The organism is Paenirhizobium selenitireducens ATCC BAA-1503, assembly GCF_000518785.1.
In the GTDB taxonomy this organism is placed as follows: Bacteria; Pseudomonadota; Alphaproteobacteria; order Rhizobiales; family Rhizobiaceae; genus Allorhizobium; species Allorhizobium selenitireducens.
The window spans coordinates 167,720-184,144 of the sequence record NZ_JAEG01000002.1 but is presented as its reverse complement, the minus strand read 5'-3'; the positions used below and the strand labels follow the sequence as shown (position 1 = coordinate 184,144).

At 62.6% G+C, this 16,425-nt stretch carries 12 protein-coding genes and 3 tRNA genes; 10 read left to right on the top strand and 5 right to left on the bottom strand.

Annotated elements, in window-relative coordinates:
* Nucleotides 1-82: 82 nt before the first annotated feature.
* Nucleotides 83-2,944, bottom strand: coding sequence for an Rne/Rng family ribonuclease (locus L867_RS0105335; protein WP_028735916.1), 2,862 nt, complete (start codon nt 2,942-2,944; stop codon nt 83-85).
* A gap of 682 nt (nt 2,945-3,626) precedes the next feature.
* On the opposite strand from L867_RS0105335, the gene L867_RS0105330 reads away from it, so the two are divergent.
* From L867_RS0105330 to prfB, 3 genes are all read left to right on the top strand, one after another.
* Entirely contained in the window at nt 3,627-4,907 is a 1,281-nt protein-coding gene (locus tag L867_RS0105330) for an N-acetylmuramoyl-L-alanine amidase (protein WP_051438869.1), read from the top strand.
* Nucleotides 4,908-5,099: 192 nt separating this feature from the next.
* Nucleotides 5,100-7,547 carry a penicillin-binding protein 1A gene (locus tag L867_RS0105325; RefSeq protein ID WP_028735914.1) on the top strand — a complete coding sequence of 816 codons (2,448 nt, stop codon included), beginning with the start codon at nt 5,100-5,102 and terminating at the stop codon, nt 7,545-7,547.
* A 100-nt stretch (nt 7,548-7,647) separates the two neighbouring features.
* Nucleotides 7,648-8,776 (top strand): peptide chain release factor 2 gene (prfB, locus tag L867_RS0105320; protein WP_104368035.1). Its coding sequence is split into 2 segments (ribosomal slippage): nt 7,648-7,716 and nt 7,718-8,776, totalling 1,128 coding nucleotides; the frame shifts between segments, so codons are not numbered across the junction.
* A gap of 65 nt (nt 8,777-8,841) precedes the next feature.
* Here the strand turns inward: prfB and L867_RS0105315 are convergent.
* Entirely contained in the window at nt 8,842-9,396 is a 555-nt protein-coding gene (locus tag L867_RS0105315) for a hypothetical protein (RefSeq protein WP_028735912.1), read from the bottom strand.
* 13 nt (nt 9,397-9,409) lie between these two features.
* Nucleotides 9,410-10,183 (bottom strand): NAD kinase, encoded by a 774-nt coding sequence (locus L867_RS0105310; protein ID WP_028735911.1) that lies wholly within the window; start codon nt 10,181-10,183, stop codon nt 9,410-9,412.
* Nucleotides 10,184-10,354: 171 nt separating this feature from the next.
* Between L867_RS0105310 and L867_RS0105305 the strand changes: the two genes are divergently transcribed.
* Nucleotides 10,355-10,430, top strand: a tRNA-Thr gene (locus tag L867_RS0105305).
* Nucleotides 10,431-10,638: 208 nt separating this feature from the next.
* Here L867_RS0105305 and L867_RS0105300 read toward each other — a convergent pair.
* Nucleotides 10,639-10,833 (bottom strand): hypothetical protein, encoded by a 195-nt coding sequence (locus L867_RS0105300; RefSeq protein ID WP_028735910.1) that lies wholly within the window; start codon nt 10,831-10,833, stop codon nt 10,639-10,641.
* Nucleotides 10,834-11,201: 368 nt separating this feature from the next.
* On the opposite strand from L867_RS0105300, the gene L867_RS0105295 reads away from it, so the two are divergent.
* The gene (locus L867_RS0105295) at nt 11,202-11,687 is read left to right on the top strand and encodes a hypothetical protein (RefSeq protein WP_028735909.1); all 486 of its coding nucleotides are present in this window, start codon (nt 11,202-11,204) and stop codon (nt 11,685-11,687) included.
* Between the two features lie 120 nt (nt 11,688-11,807).
* Here L867_RS0105295 and rlmB read toward each other — a convergent pair whose 3' ends face one another.
* Entirely contained in the window at nt 11,808-12,692 is an 885-nt protein-coding gene (gene rlmB / locus L867_RS0105290) for a 23S rRNA (guanosine(2251)-2'-O)-methyltransferase RlmB (protein ID WP_028735908.1), read from the bottom strand.
* Between the two features lie 209 nt (nt 12,693-12,901).
* Here rlmB and L867_RS0105285 point away from each other — a divergent pair.
* The 5 genes from L867_RS0105285 (at nt 12,902) to rpsJ (ending at nt 16,381) form a co-directional block, all read left to right on the top strand.
* Nucleotides 12,902-12,986 (top strand) — tRNA-Tyr (locus tag L867_RS0105285).
* A 21-nt stretch (nt 12,987-13,007) separates the two neighbouring features.
* Nucleotides 13,008-13,081 (top strand) — tRNA-Gly (locus tag L867_RS0105280).
* 272 nt (nt 13,082-13,353) lie between these two features.
* The gene (locus tag L867_RS0105275) at nt 13,354-14,430 is read left to right on the top strand and encodes an NAD(P)-dependent alcohol dehydrogenase (RefSeq protein ID WP_037172650.1); all 1,077 of its coding nucleotides are present in this window, start codon (nt 13,354-13,356) and stop codon (nt 14,428-14,430) included.
* Nucleotides 14,431-14,639: 209 nt separating this feature from the next.
* On the top strand, nt 14,640-15,815 hold the full coding sequence (tuf, locus tag L867_RS0105270; protein ID WP_028735906.1) for an elongation factor Tu: 1,176 nt from the start codon (nt 14,640-14,642) through the stop codon (nt 15,813-15,815).
* Nucleotides 15,816-16,072: 257 nt separating this feature from the next.
* Nucleotides 16,073-16,381, top strand: coding sequence for a 30S ribosomal protein S10 (gene rpsJ / locus L867_RS0105265; RefSeq protein WP_006728688.1), 309 nt, complete (start codon nt 16,073-16,075; stop codon nt 16,379-16,381).
* The last annotated feature ends 44 nt before the right edge of the window (nt 16,382-16,425 follow it).

Sequence of the window (16,425 nt, the reverse complement as noted above, 5' to 3'; positions counted from 1 at the left end):
GGCGCCACCGCCCATCACCCACTACGCAAAAAAAGGCCGCGTCAGACGCGGCCTTTGTTTTGTCCTGGTGCTAAGGGGCTTCTCAGAAGAAGCCGCGCTTCTGCCACCAACCACCCTTTTTCGGCTTTGTCGGTTCGTCGTCACCGTCCGTCGCTGTCTTGACCGACGTCACGACCGGTTCGGAGGAGGAGACATTCGACTGGCGATTGGCGCGAGCCGGCTTTGCCTCTTCGGCCGCTTCAACCTCGGCTTCCGCTTCCGCTTCTGCAGGTGCCGCGACCTCTTCCACGACCGGTGCTGCGGCGGCGGGGGCCTCGACCTTGGCGACCGGTTCGGCGGCGATCACCGGCTCCTCGACGGGAGACACGGCAACCTTGGCCTTGCGGCTGCGGCGCGGCTTGGGCTGGACGACTTCCTCGGCGGATTCGATCGCTGCCATGGCGGCCGGTTCGACCGCGACGGCCTGTTCGGCGATGTTCTCGATCAGAGCGGCTTCGGTATCGCTGTCGTCGCCTTCGCCTTCGTCGCCTTCAGCGGATGCTTCGGCACCGTTCTCGGAGCCTTCTTCGCCCGGACGGCTGCGGCGGCCGCCGCGCTTGCCGCGACGGCGGCGCTTGCGCTTCTGGCCGTCTTCGCCGACGGTTTCGTCCTGTTCGCGGGCTTCGCCCGAAGTTTCGACGGCGCTGTCCTCGTCGCCCTCTTCGCCTTCGTCCTCGTCGCCTTCGGCATCGCCGTCAGCGCCGGCCTGCGCACCGTTGCCGGGCTGGCCGTTCTTGTTCCGCCGGCGGCGGCGACGCTTGCGCTTGCGGTTCTGCTCGTCGCTGTTGGCGGCGGCTGCTGCTGCCGGCTGGGCTGCCGGTGCGGCTGCGATGATTTCTTCTTCTTCCTCGTCCTCCTCGATCTCGGGGACGTAGTCGTCCTCCTCGATCGGCGGAAGCAACTGCATCAGGCTCTCGATCTTCACCGGGTTGGCCACGGGTTCGCCGCGGTCGATGCCGAAGTGCTGCGAGCCGACCGAAACGTCGCTGTCGATGACGATGGCGACGCCGAAGCGCTGCTCATAGTCGACGATCGTGCCGCGCTTCTGGTTGAGGATGTAGAGCGCCGTTTCCGGCGTCGTGCGAACCGTAATGTCGTGGGTCGTGTTCTTCAGCAGGTATTCTTCAATGCCGCGCAGGACGTGCAGGGCAACCGAGGACTGCGAACGGATCAGGCCCGTGCCGCCGCAATGCGGGCAGAGCTGGGTCGTGGATTCGAGAACCGAGGCGCGAATGCGCTGACGCGACATTTCGAGCAGGCCGAAATGCGAGATCCGGCCGACCTGGATGCGGGCGCGGTCGTTCTTCAGGCAATCCTTCAGCTTCTTCTCGACGGAGCGGTTGTTGCGCTTCTCCTCCATGTCGATGAAGTCGATGACGATCAGGCCGGCAAGGTCGCGCAGGCGCAGCTGGCGGGCGACTTCTTCGGCGGCTTCCAGGTTGGTCTGAAGCGCGGTGTCCTCGATCGAGTACTCGCGGGTCGAACGGCCGGAGTTGACGTCGATCGCCACCAGCGCTTCGGTCTGGTTGATGATGATGTAGCCGCCGGACTTCAGCGTCACCTGCGGCTGCAGCATCTTGTCGAGCTGGCCTTCGATGCCGGAGCGCGAGAAGATCGGGTGCAGGTCGCGATAGGGCTGAACCACCTTGGCGTGGCTCGGCATCAGCATCTTCATGAAGTCTTTCGCTTCGCGATAGCCTTCCTCGCCGGCGACGACGATCTCGGAGATGTCCTTGTTGTAGAGGTCGCGGATCGAGCGCTTGATCAGCGAGCCTTCTTCATAGACCAGGCACGGAGCGGTCGAATTGAGCGTCAGCGTGCGGACGTTTTCCCACAGGCGCATCAGGTATTCGAAGTCGCGCTTGATCTCGACCTTGGTGCGGTTGGCGCCGGCCGTGCGCAGGATCACGCCCATGCCGAGCGGCACTTCGAGACCGCGGGCGATTTCCTTCAGGCGCTTGCGGTCGGCCGGATTGGTGATCTTGCGGGAAATGCCGCCGCCACGTGCCGTGTTCGGCATCAGGACCGAATAGCGGCCGGCGAGCGACAGGTAGGTGGTGAGCGCTGCGCCCTTGTTGCCGCGTTCTTCCTTGGCGACCTGCACGAGCAGGATCTGGCGGCGCTTGATGACTTCCTGGATGCGGTACTGCTTGCGCGGCTTGCGCACGACCCGGTCCGGAACCTCTTCCATGGCGTCTTCGGCGCCGACGGATTCGATCTCTTCCTTCTCTTCGATGTGGTCGTCGTCGTCATCGTCGAAATCGTCATCGCGGCCACGGCGTCCGCCGGCATCCTCGGAGATCTCGTCGTCAGTTTCGAACAGGGCGGCCATGTCGCCCTTGCCGTCGTCGTCGATGGCTTCGACAGCTTCGGAAATCTGTTCTTCCGTCTCCGCCGTCTTCTTGGCGCGCGGCTTGCGGGTGCGCTTCGGCTTTGCCTTCGGGGCCTCTTCTGCCGCAGCAACTTCTTCGGCGACGGCTTCAACCGGCGCTTCGCTCGCAGCTTCTGCTTCCGGCTCGGCCGTTTCGTCGGGTGCGATGCCGACGTCGGGCTGTTCCTGCTTGGCCAGGTCGACGGCCGGTGCCTCGTCGCCGTCGGCTTCGTCTTCGCGACGATGTTCCTCGGCTTCGGCGCTCAAGAGCGCCTGTCGGTCGGCATAGGGGATCTGGTAGTAGTCGGGGTGAATTTCGGCGAAGGCCAGGAAGCCATGGCGATTGCCGCCGTAGTCGACGAAGGCGGCCTGCAGCGAAGGTTCGACACGCGTCACCTTCGCCAGATAGATATTGCCCCGTATCTGCTTCTTGTGCTGGGACTCGAAATCGAATTCTTCGATACGGTTACCGCGTACGACGACAACGCGCGTCTCTTCTTCGTGAGACGCGTCGATCAACATTCTGTCTGCCATTTAAGCTGTGCTCCTCGGCGTCGCCTGGAAGGAGTTCACTCGCTCGCTTTGCTTTGGTGCGGGTGATGCCTTGGGGGCTTGGCGCCGGATATAAATGTTCCCGCCCGGTGGGGTGCGCTGGCAGCACTTGAACGGCTGTCGGGGTGCTTGAAAAGCCCGATCCGCCAAACGTGTTCAAGATCAACTGCAATGACATCAAAGACCGAACGAAAACGACAATGACCTAGGCCCCTGGAGACCCGATGAGTGCTCTTTTGAGCATGCGGTGGAAACCACCAGTTGCGTTTGCCGGCCGAGCCGGCGTGTTAAACAAGTTTCAGGAAAAAAAGCGGAGACGGCGGATGAAGATCCGACAAGCTAGGCGCCAAGTCCTTGAAGAGGTTGGCAGCCGTGGCGGTCATTCTATCCCGTTGGCACTTTTAACCCTCATCTGCCTTGTATGTTTTCTGCGTGACAATAGCAAGGGGAAACGAAATTATGCCATAATATCGATTGATTAGCGGGGTTTGACATGGAATCCCGATTCTCGGCCGAAAGAGGCGGCTGTGCCGATTTGACACAGTTTGACCGCGTAAAAGCCTCCGGTTTTCGACCGAACGGGACTGATTTCATGCAGGATCGACGCAATGGCGGGGGCAAAATGGCGATCGCCGGCGATTCGATACGGGGAAGCGACTTGGATATGAACCTGTCTCGTTCGGGACATCGGCCTCGCCTGAGGCTGAAATATGCGCGAATCGCTGTTGCGCTGCTGCTGGCGGTTGCGGGTGTCTCGGTCAACGCCGCATCGGCCGCCGAGGATGCGCCCGTGGTTCCGGCCGATCCCCTTGCCGCCTATGCCGCGCGTATCGTCGGCGACCGGGCCCGCACCCGCATCGTCCTTGAATTCGACCGCAAGCCCGAAATCGCGGTGCGCTACATCGGCAAGCCCGACCGGATCGTCGTCGACCTGCCGTCGACCGTCTTCACGTTTCCCCAGGCCGATCTTGAGGCCAAGGGGCTGTTTCGCGACATTCGCTACGGATCGATGGATGCGGATTCGGCAAGGCTGGTGCTGACGGCCGAGCGGCCGGCGCGGCTGGTGGTCAGCGAGGTCATGGCGAACGAAGGCGGCGAGGGCTTCCGTCTGGTGCTCGATGCCGAAATGGTTTCGCAGCAGGATTTCGAAAAGCTGGTGCACGACCAGACCTGGACGACTGCCATTGCCGATGCCAGCGCGGGCGTGCAGCGCGGCGACCGGCTGGCGGCGGCCACGCCGGATGTGTCGGGCGCGTTCGTCATCGCCATCGATGCCGGGCATGGTGGTATCGACGCCGGTGCGGCGGGTGCGGCGACCAAGACGCCGGAGAAGGAAATCACGCTCGCCTTTGCCAGGGCGCTGGCCGAACGGTTGAGGGGAGAGGCCGGCATCGAGGCCTTTCTCGTGCGGGAAGGCGACGAGTTCCTGTCGCTCTCCGAGCGCGTCACCATCGCGCGGCAGCGCGGGGCAAACCTGCTGGTTTCCTTCCATGCCGACACGCTGCGCCAGAACAATATTCGCGGCGCCACCGTCTACACCATCTCCGACAAGGCATCCGACCGCATGGCCGAAGATCTCGCCGAGCGCGAGAACCTGTCGGACGCTGTGGGCGGTGTCAGTCTCTCCACCGAGCCGGCCGAGGTTTCCGACATCCTGCTTGACCTTACGCGCCGTGAGACGCAGGCCTTCTCGATCTCCATGGCCGATTCCGTGGTCAAGTCCTTCGAGGGGCAGGTGCAGTTGATCAATAATCCGCATCGCTATGCCGGATTCCGTGTGCTGCAGGCCCATGACGTGCCGTCGATCCTGCTGGAATTGGGCTTCCTGTCGAACAAGGACGACGAGAAGCTCCTGCTCGATCCGGCCTGGCGCGTGAAGATCGCCGACCTGCTGGCAGCGGCGATCAAGCGCTATCGCGTGCCGGTCGTTGCCAATGGCGGCTGATCGGCTGCGCGTGCCGGGCCAAGTGGGGCCGTGCATAACATAAAGACGGCCCTATTTTCCTCACAATCGGGCGGTTACTCCGAACGGGGCCGCTTGTGTCTTGCCAAGGGCCGCATGACGTGCAAAACGCCACGCTATGTGCGATGTTCGCCCATTGCGCGCTGAACCGAAAGCATTGCCGGTAGCTCGAACATGATCAGACTGATTGGTTATCTCTTCGGACTCGCGTCCGTCCTGGCCCTCGGCGTAGCCGTTGTCGTCGCCGTCTATCTGAACGGGGTCTCGAAGGATCTGCCGGACTACGCGGTACTGTCGAGCTATGCCCCTCCGGTCACGACGCGCATCCACGCCGGCAATGGCGCGCTGATGGCGGAATATGCCCGCGAGCGGCGCCTCTTCCTGCCGATCCAGGCAATCCCGGACCGCGTCAAGGCGGCGTTCCTGTCGGCCGAAGACAAGAATTTCTACAATCACCCCGGCGTCGACATCTACGGTCTTGGCCGCGCCATCCTGGTCAACGTCCAGAATCTCGGCTCCGGCCGCCGCCCGGTGGGCGCCTCCACCATCACCCAGCAGGTGGCGAAGAACTTCCTGCTCTCGGCCGACCAGACGATGGACCGCAAGGTCAAGGAAGCAATCCTGTCCTTCCGCATCGAGCAGACCTATTCGAAGGACAAGATTCTCGAACTCTATCTGAACGAGATCTTCTTCGGCATGAATGCCTACGGCATTGCCGGCGCGGCACTCACCTATTTCGACAAGTCGGTGACGGAACTGACCATCGCCGAAACCGCCTATCTCGCGGCACTGCCGAAGGGGCCGTCCAACTACCATCCGTTCCGCCACACCGAGGCGGCAATCGAGCGCCGCAACTGGGTCATCGACCGCATGGTGGAGAACGGCTTCGTCGTGAAGGCCGACGGAGAGGAAGCCAAGAAGCAGCCGCTCGGCGTGACCGGTCGCCGCACCGGTTCCTATCTGTTCGCCTCGGACTATTTTTCCGAAGAGGTTCGCCGCCAGATCATCGAGAAGTACGGCGACAAGTCGCTGTATGAAGGCGGCCTGTCGGTGCGCACCTCGCTTGATCCGCAGATGCAGATCTTCGCCCGCAAGGCGCTGCAGGACGGCTTGATCACCTACGACCAGCGCCGCGGTTACCGCGGGCCTGTGGCGAAAATCTCCGCCTCGGGCGACTGGGGGGCAGAGCTCGCCAAGCTCAATGCGCTGAGCGATGTGCCTGAATGGAAGCTTGCCGTCGTGCTCGCCGTTTCGGCGTCGAACGTCGACATCGGCCTGCAGCCCGCCAAGGAAGCCGGCGGCAAGGTTGTGGCCGAACGCGAGACCGGCACCATCGCGGCCGACGACATGGATTGGGCCTACCGCGCCGCGGCGGGCGACCGCAAGACGGCGAAGTCGCCGGAAGGCGTCCTGGCGCCGGGCGATGTCGTCTATGTCGAGAAGACAGGCAAGGGCGGCTACAAGCTGCGCCAGCCGCCGAAGGTGCAGGGCGGTCTCGTGGCCATGGACCCGCATACAGGCCGTGTTCTCGCAATGGTCGGCGGTTTCTCCTATGCCCAGTCCGAGTTCAACCGCGCGACGCAGGCCATGCGCCAGCCCGGCTCGTCCTTCAAGCCGTTCGTCTACGCGGCCGCGCTCGACAATGGCTATACTCCGGCCTCGGTCATCATGGACGCCCCGATCGAGTTCGTCTCGGGCGGTCAGGTCTGGCGGCCGCAGAACTACGGCGGTGGTTCGGCCGGTCCCTCCACCCTTCGTCTCGGCATCGAGAAGTCGCGCAACCTGATGACGGTCCGCCTCGCCAACGACATGGGCATGAACCTGGTCGCCGAATATGCCGAGCGTTTCGGCATCTATGACAAGATGAACCCGGTGCTTGCCATGTCGCTCGGTTCCGGCGAAACGACGGTGCTGCGCATGGTTTCTGCCTATGCGGTGCTGGCAAACGGCGGCAAGCAGATCAAGCCGACGCTCATCGACCGCATCCAGGACCGTTACGGCAAGACCATCTTCCGCCATGAGGAGCGGGTCTGCGAAGGCTGCAACGCCAATGGCTGGGATGGCCAGGAAGAGCCGGCCATCGTCGACAATCGCGAGCAGGTTCTCGACCCGATGACCGCCTATCAGATCACCTCGATCATGGAAGGCGTCGTGACGCGCGGCACCGCGGCCGGCAAGATCAAGCTCGATCGCCCGACCGCCGGCAAGACCGGCACGACCAACGATGAAAAGGACGCCTGGTTCGTCGGCTACACGCCCGATCTGGTCGCCGGCCTCTATATCGGCTTCGACAATCCCGCACCGCTCGGCCGAGGCGCGACCGGCGGTTCGATGTCGGCGCCGATCTTCAACGAGTTCATGCAGGACGCCGTGGCCGGAACGCCTCCGGGCAAGTTCCGCCTGCCGGAAGGCATGAGCCTTATCCCGATCAATCGGAAGACCGGCATGTATGCGGCCGAGGGCGATCCCGACACGATCATTGAGGCCTTCAAGCCGGGCACCGGACCTGCCGACACCTTCTCCGTCATCGGCATGGAGGGCTATGTCGCGCCCGAGGAAATCCTCAGGGAATCGCCGCAGGCCAACGAGGCCGTGACATCGGGTGCCGGCGGCCTGTTCTGATATCCAGCTGCAGTTCAATGCGCCCGGCCGCCTCTTTACATCGGGGGCGGCCGCAACTAATTGACGAACCAGTTTTAGACCGAGGTGAAGATCAACCACGATGCGTAATGAAATCGAAAATGTAGTCGACGAAATCAAGCAGGCCATAAGCCTGCTGAGGAGGCATCTTTGACTGGGATCAGGCTGTAAGGCGACTGGACTGGTTGAACAACAAGGCGGAGGATCCCAACCTCTGGAACGATGCTGCCGAGGCCCAGAAGCTGATGCGCGAGCGCCAGCAGCTGGATGACAGCATCAGTGGCGTCAAGCGCCTCGAACGGCAGATGACCGACAACATCGAGCTGATCGAGATGGGCGAGGAAGAAGGCGACGAGACAGTCGTCCGGGAAGCCGAGGATGCCCTCAAGGCGCTGAAGGCCGAGTCCGGCCGCCTGCAGGTGGAAGCCATGCTGTCCGGCGAGGCCGACGGCAACGACACCTATCTCGAAGTCCATTCCGGCGCCGGCGGCACCGAGAGCCAGGACTGGGCCAACATGCTGCTGCGCATGTACATCCGCTGGGCCGAAAAGCAGGGTTTCAAGGTCGAGGTGATGGAAGTCCACGACGGCGAAGAAGCCGGCATCAAGTCGGCGACCATTCACGTCAAGGGGCACAATGCCTATGGCTGGCTGAAGACCGAATCAGGCGTTCACCGTCTGGTGCGCATTTCGCCCTATGACAGCAATGCGCGCCGCCATACGTCCTTCTCTTCGGTCTGGGTCTACCCGGTCGTCGACGACTCGATCACCATCGAGATCAATGAAAGCGATTGCCGTATCGACACCTATCGTTCGTCGGGCGCCGGCGGCCAGCACGTCAACACGACCGATTCGGCGGTGCGTATCACGCACATGCCGACCGGCATCGTGGTCGCCTGCCAGCAGGAGCGTTCGCAGCACAAGAACAAGGCCAAGGCCTGGGAAATGCTGCGCGCCCGCATGTACGAGGCGGAACTGATGAAGCGCGAGGCGGCGGCCAATGCCGAAGCCGCGTCCAAGACCGACATCGGCTGGGGCCATCAGATCCGTTCCTACGTCCTGCAGCCCTACCAGCTGGTCAAGGACCTGCGCACCGGCGTCGAGAGCACCGATCCCGATACCGTGCTGAACGGCGGCCTGAACGAGTTCATGGAAGCAGCCCTTGCCCACCGCATCAGCGGCAGCGCCGATTCGGTCAGCGACATCGACTGATAGGGTTCTCTCAGATGAACATTCGAACGGCGGGGCGAGAGTCCCGCCGTTTTGCATCCTGGTTGTCAGTTCGTCTCGCGTTCGACGCGGATCTCGCCGAACTCGTCGATCAGCACCGTCCAGCCTTCCGGCTCGAGCTGGGCCGGATCGGTCTTCAGGTAGACGGTGGCAAAGAATCCCGGCTGGCGGCTGACACCGGTCGAATCCTCGGGCCGGATGTCGGTGACGTAGGGGCGGATCGTGGTGAACTCCTCGAGCTCGACGCTTTCCAGCACCTGCGGACCGGTCTCGCTGGACAGGATCTGCTGCAGATAGACCTTCGCGGTCCTGTCCGGCTGGCGGATGGCGATCAGCTTGTAATAGCCATTGCGCACAGCCGGCGCGGCGGTTTCCGCCGTAGCTGCGGGAGCTTCCGCTGCGGGTGGCGGAGCGGCTGTGTCGCCCGCCGCGGGAGCCACGGGCTTTACGGTCGGAAGGGGCTCGGCATCGCCCTCCCAGGCGCCGCCGCTGATGACGAAGGTCGCCGTCACCGGCAGCTGGTCGATGTCCTCGGCGAGCGCCGGGCCGCTTGCCAGCATGAGGCCGACAAGGCCGGCGCGGAGAAACAGGGTAGGGGCCATGCGGTAATCTCCCTCAGTCGGAAAACTGTTCGGCGAGAATGCGATCCGACCAGGAACGATCTGGATCGGAAAGAATGCGGGCGGTCGTGTCCTCCGACTGGGCGATCTGGACCCGGATGACGGACTTCACCTCTGTATGGTCGGCGACCGCGTTGACCGGGCGCTTGTCCGGTTCGAGTACGATGATCTCGACGCTCACCTTGTTCGGCAAGAGCGCGCCGCGCCAGCGGCGCGGGCGAAACGGGCTCACCGGGGTCAACGCGAGAAGCGGCGCCTCGAGCGGCAGGATCGGTCCGTGGGCGGAGAGGTTGTAGGCGGTCGAACCGACTGGCGTGGCGACCATCAGTCCGTCGCAGATCAATTCGTCCAGCCTGACCTTGCCGTCGATCATCACGCGCAGCTTGGCCGCCTGGTAGGATTGCCGGAGCAGCGACACCTCGTTGATCGCCAGCGCGACCGAATGCGAGCCATCGGCATTGGTGGTGGTCATCTTCAACGGGTGAAAATCGTTCTCGACCGCTGCGGCGATGCGCTCCCGCAGGCTCTCGGTCGAATAGTCGTTCATCAGGAAGCCGACCGATCCGCGGTTCATGCCGTAGACCAGCTTGCCGGAATTCATCGTGTCGTGCAGCGTCTGCAGCATGAAGCCGTCGCCGCCGAGCGCGACGATGACGTCCGCTTCCCCCGGTTCCACGTTCCCATAGCGTGCCGACAGCTCGGCGCGCGAGGCTTGGGCCTCGTCGGAATTGGAGGCGATGAAGGAAAGCGACCGGAACACACGCGACATGGGCAGCCCTTTGTGATTGGCGCCAGTGGTACATGATAAAGCCCTGTAACCACAAGTCATTCGCGCCGGCAAACGGTCCTGTCGCCGCCCGTAGGGCAAACCGCGTTCCCGGCCGCCGCACCAAATTTTTGCTTTACCGCAAATCGATTTGCCCTTAATGACGGCACCACTGCCCTTGTAGCTCAGTTGGTAGAGCACCTGATTTGTAATCAGGGGGTCGCGGGTTCGAATCCTGCCGGGGGCACCATTTTTCTCTTCTTTGAAATCACGACGTTTTCACGCCCGCGCTTTTGCTGGAAAGCGGGTGAGGGCGGCGAATGGCGCTGGAAGCCGAAGAGCAGAGGCATCCCTGCCGTCGTCCGCCCGCATCGATGCAGTCGGCCAGCAGATGCCCCTCCCAGGCGGGGCGTTTCACGGCTTTCGATCGCCGCTGACGTCCCCGTTGCGCCGGTGACTCAGGCGTAGCCGATGATATCGGGCTGGACCTTGCGCTGGGCGCCATAGTCGCGCGCATACGATCCCCGGCCTGCATCCCGGCGGGAGGCGGTGCGCAGCTCGACGGCAGGAATGGAAAGCGCGCCATCGGCATAGGTTCCGGTTTCCGCCGCTTCCGCGATGTTTCCGCGGATGGTGTTCAACAGTGCGAGCATGATCTTTCCTCCCAATTGACGCAGGAACGCGGAGCCGTGGTTTCTGTTCCCATCCTAGCCGCCCTCGGGTTGACCGATCGTTAACCATGATCGGGAAAAGGAGAGAAACGCGCGCTTTGCTGATCGCAGGAGGTCCGCCTGTAGAGCGGCGGAGAGTGCCCCTTGCCTGCGACGCTTCTTGCATCTTGATTGCCCCACAAAGATCGCCGGCATGCTTCAGCGCTCCAGATCTCCAAGAGCATCCGACAGCCCTCCGCGATATCCGCTGTCTTGCCAAATAAAATTGGCTTTTGGCAAGAAATCGCAATTTACAGGCGCGACGATTCGTCCTCTACTGGGGTTGCGGCCATCAAGGACGGAGCTCCGTTATGATCCTCGGAATGACGCCTTTCACCTTTTTCCATGTGGTCTTGAGCCTTGTCGGCATCGCGGCTGGGTTCGTGGTCCTTTACGGCTGGTTCCGGTCCGACCGCATGTCGCGCTGGACGGCGGTTTTCCTGCTCGCCACGCTGGCGACGGTAGTTACGGGGTTCCTCTTTCCCTTCAGCGGCTTCACGCCGGCGATCGGGGTCGGGATCGTCACCACGGCCACCCTCGTCGGGGCGATGCTTGCGCTCTATCGCTACCACCTGAACGGCCGCTGGCGTGCCATCTTCGTAATCTTCGCGGCCGTCTCGTTCTATCTCAACGTCTTCGTGCTGGTGGTTCAGGCATTCGCCAAGATCCCGGCACTGAATGCATTGGCGCCGACCGGTTCCGAGCCGCCCTTCGCCGCCGTCCAGGGCTTGGTGCTGCTCGCCTTTCTCGGCGCCGGTTACCTGGCGGTCAACCGATTCCATCCTGCGGCGGCCTGAGTTCGGCGGGCGGGGCGGGCTGGTCGTCTTCCCCGTCCGCTCGAACTGCCGCCTGCATCTCGAGGGCGCACAGGATGGGCATCCTGCAGCGTTCCGTCGAGCACCGTCACAAGACGACGATCATGCCGTCCGTTTCAGCAGATGCTGACGGGTGGCATAGAGCGCGATGGCTGCCGCGTTCGACACGTTGAGCGACTTGATCTCGCCCGGCATGTCGAGACGCGCCAGCGCATTGACGGTCTCGCGCGTCTTCTGCCTGAGGCCCTTGCCTTCCGAGCCGAGCACCAGCGCCACCTTGTCGCCGGTGAGCGAGCCTTCCAGCGGGGCCGGGCCTTCCGAATCAAGGCCGACGGTGAAGAAGCCGAGCTTGTGCAGTTCGCCGAGCGCATCCGACAGATTGGTGATCTGGATATAGGGGATCATTTCCAGCGCGCCGGAGGCGGATTTCGCCAGCACGCCGGACTCGGTCGGGCTGTGGCGCATGGTGGTGATCACGGCGCCGGCCCCGAAGGCAACGGCGGTGCGCATGATGGCGCCGACATTGTGCGGATCCGTCACCTGGTCGAGCACCAGCAGGAGAGGGCTGTCTTTCAGCGCTTCCAGCCGGCGCACGGGAAGCGGCCGTGTCTCCAGCATGGCGCCCTGGTGGATGGCGTCGGGGCCGAGCTGCTTGTCGAGATCCTGCGGCGTGACGATTTCCACAGGAAAACCGAGGGAATCGACCGGACCGATTTCCAGCCTGACGAGCGCATTCTGGGTCACGCTGAGCTTGATCAGCTCGCGTTCGGGATTGTCGATCGCCGCGCGCACGGTATGCAGGCCATAGAGGCGGACCTGGTCAGGCGCCAATTGCGGCGGTGTCCAGTCGGTCTCCTTGCGGCGGTCCTTGCGCGGATCGGGGGTGGGAATCTCGCCCCGTTCGCGTTTGCCGTCGCGCACCTGGCGGCGCAGCGTAGCGTAGTGGGTGTCGCGGGCGGTTTTGTCTGTCTTAGGATCTTTTGCCATGCGGTCTTATAGCCGCCCGGGATCGTCGGGGATAGACCCGCCGGGCCGACGGCCATTTTCTGCGGCGTGAAATTTTTTCCAGATTTTTCCACATTCATCGTGTTGACATGAGCGGGAAGGGCCGTCATATACCCGCCGCAGAACGCGGGGCCAACGGCACTGCAATCTCGACTGAAAAGCTTGGTCGCTTTGATCCGGACGAATAGACTGGAGAGATGCCCGAGTGGTTAAAGGGGACGGACTGTAAATCCGTTGGCTCAGCCTACGTTGGTTCAAATCCAACTCTCTCCACCATTCGTCCTCGGATCGAACATCGCGGGTATAGCTCAATGGTAGAGCAGCAGCCTTCCAAGCTGAATACGCGGGTTCGATTCCCGCTACCCGCTCCAGTTAGATGTTCCCTCCTCATTCTCGCCTGACGCATAAACAGTAGCCGGCTTGCCTCCATCCGACAGGCCCCGGCGGTTACGTTTCCCCACACGCTTCTATGGCGCATCCGTGCTGAATTGCATCTGGTCGCGCTGTCTGTCGACAGAACAGCCTGGGAATTGCCAATACGCAAGCCTCTCGATGTATTTTCCGCGTCCTCGCAAGAACGTGTTCAAGTTGTCTTGCGATTGCACTACCCTCCGCCTGAACCATCGTCCGCGGAGAAAATGACATGACGCAAAAGATGAAAGCGGCAATTTTCGTTGAAAAGGGCCGCATCGTTCTCGACGAAAAACCGATCCCCGATGTCGGCCCGCTCGACGCCCTGATCCGCATCACGACGACGACGATCTGCGGAACGGACGTGCACATCCTGAAGGGCGAGTATCCGGTGGCGAAGGGACTGACGATCGGCCACGAGCCGGTCGGCGTCATCGAAAAGCTCGGCTCGACCGTCGACGGCTACAGGGAAGGCCAGCGCGTGATTGCCGGCGCCATCACGCCGTCCGGTCACAGCTATGCCTGCCTGTGCGGCTGCGGCTCGCAGGACGGCGTCGGGACGAAACACGGCTTCAAGGCCATGGGCGGCTGGAAGTTCGGCAACACCATCGACGGCTGCCAGGCGGAATACGTGCTGGTCAAGGATGCGATGGCCAATCTCAGCCCCATTCCGGATCATCTTTCGGACGAACAGGTGCTGATGTGCCCCGACATCATGTCGACAGGCTTTTCCGGCGCGGAAAGCGGCGGAGTGAGGATCGGCGACACCGTCGTCGTCTTCGCGCTCGGGCCGATCGGTCTTTGCGCGGTCGCGGGTGCCAAGCTGATGGGCGCCACGACGATCATCGGCGTCGACACGCTGGCGTCCCGCATGGAGGTCGCCAAGAAGCTCGGCGCCGACCACGTCATCGACTTCAAGGCCGGTGACCCCGTCGAGCAGATCATGGCGCTGACGGACGGACGCGGCGTCGATGTGGCGATCGAGGCGCTCGGCACGCAAGGCACCTTCCGCTCGGCGCTCGAATCCCTGCGCCCCGGCGGGACGCTGTCGAGCCTGGGCGTCTATTCCAGCGATCTCACCATACCGCTCGGCGCTTTTTCGGCGGGGCTGGGCGACAATCGCATCGTCACGACGCTCTGCCCGGGCGGCAAGGAACGCATGCGCCGCCTGATGGAAGTCTGCGCTTCGGGCCGCGTCGACCTGAAGCCGCTGGTCACCCATCGTTTCAAGCTCGACGACATCGAGGAAGCCTACGACCTCTTCTCCAACCAGCGCGACGGCGTGCTGAAAGTGGCGATCGAACCGTAAGGTGAGAGTGAAATAACGAACCTGTCCGGCGCCGTCCCGGCGTGCAGCGGACCCGATTTGGCCCCGGTCGACAGGGCAGGGTACGACCCTGTCCCTGCGATCCGGGGCCAAAGCAATTAAGTCTTGCGCAATCCTCTCGAAAGCCTTAAACGGCGGGACCAAACCGGTACGCCGGCTTCACATCTTTCTCGATCATAGGAAGCATTCAAATGGCAAAGAGTAAGTTTGAGCGCAATAAGCCGCACGTCAACATCGGTACGATCGGCCACGTCGACCATGGCAAGACGTCGCTGACGGCTGCGATCACCAAGTATTTTGGCGAATACAAGGCCTATGACCAGATCGACGCAGCGCCGGAAGAAAAGGCCCGCGGCATCACCATCTCGACGGCTCACGTCGAGTATGAGACGGCTGCCCGCCACTACGCCCACGTCGACTGCCCCGGCCACGCCGACTACGTCAAGAACATGATCACCGGTGCTGCCCAGATGGACGGCGCGATCCTGGTTTGCTCGGCTGCCGACGGCCCGATGCCGCAGACCCGCGAGCACATCCTGCTGGCCCGTCAGGTTGGCGTTCCGGCGATCGTCGTGTTCCTCAACAAGGTCGACCAGGTTGACGACGCCGAGCTTCTCGAGCTCGTCGAGCTGGAAATGCGCGAACTCCTGTCGTCCTACGACTTCCCCGGCGACGAAATCCCGATCATCAAGGGTTCGGCTCTGGCTGCTCTGGAAGATTGGGACAAGACGATCGGCGAAGACGCGGTTCGCGAGCTGATGGCGGCTGTCGATGCCTACATCCCGACGCCTGAGCGCCCGATCGACCAGCCCTTCCTGATGCCGATCGAAGACGTGTTCTCGATCTCGGGCCGTGGTACGGTTGTCACCGGCCGCGTCGAGCGTGGCATCGTCAAGGTTGGCGAAGAAGTCGAAATCGTTGGCATTCGTGCGACCACCAAGACGACGGTGACCGGCGTTGAAATGTTCCGCAAGCTGCTCGACCAGGGCCAGGCCGGCGACAACATCGGCGCTCTGATCCGCGGCGTTGCCCGTGACGGCGTCGAGCGTGGCCAGATCCTGTGCAAGCCGGGTTCGGTCAAGCCGCACAAGAAGTTCATGGCAGAAGCCTACATCCTGACGAAGGAAGAAGGCGGCCGTCATACGCCGTTCTTCACCAACTACCGTCCGCAGTTCTACTTCCGCACGACGGACGTGACGGGTATCGTCTCGCTTCCGGAAGGCACGGAAATGGTCATGCCGGGCGACAACGTCACGGTTGAAGTCGAACTGATCGTGCCGATCGCGATGGAAGAAAAGCTGCGCTTCGCGATCCGCGAAGGCGGCCGCACCGTCGGCGCCGGCATCGTTGCCTCGATCATCGAGTAATCGATTGACGAATAGCCGGCGGCAGTGTATGTCGCCGGCCAGAACAGAGTCGGATGGTGATTTGCATCATCCGATTCTTGCGCTGCATTTTCCGATCAGCTCTTGCGATCGGGGCGGGCAGGGCACCTCATGCTTTATAAGTGACAGGGACACCCACGGTGTCCCTGTGATTTTTGAAAATCAGGGGCCGGCCAGCAATTCGTAATTCACTGTCTCTGCGCACGCGGGACGCAAGAAAAGAAACAAGGATAAGTCGAATGAACGGCCAGAATATCCGTATCCGCCTCAAGGCGTTTGATCACCGGGTTCTCGATGCCTCTACGCGGGAGATCGTCTCGACCGCAAAGCGCACTGGTGCTAGCGTTCGCGGCCCGGTACCGCTCCCGACCCGCATTGAAAAGTTCACCGTCAACCGGTCGCCCCACGTCGACAAGAAGAGCCGTGAACAGTTCGAAATGCGCACGCACAAGCGTCTGCTCGACATCGTTGATCCGACCCCGCAGACCGTCGACGCTCTGATGAAGCTCGACCTGGCTGCCGGCGTTGACGTCGAGATCAAGCTCTAAGAAGAAATTCCGGCGAGAGCCGAAATAACAAGGAAGGTACGTGG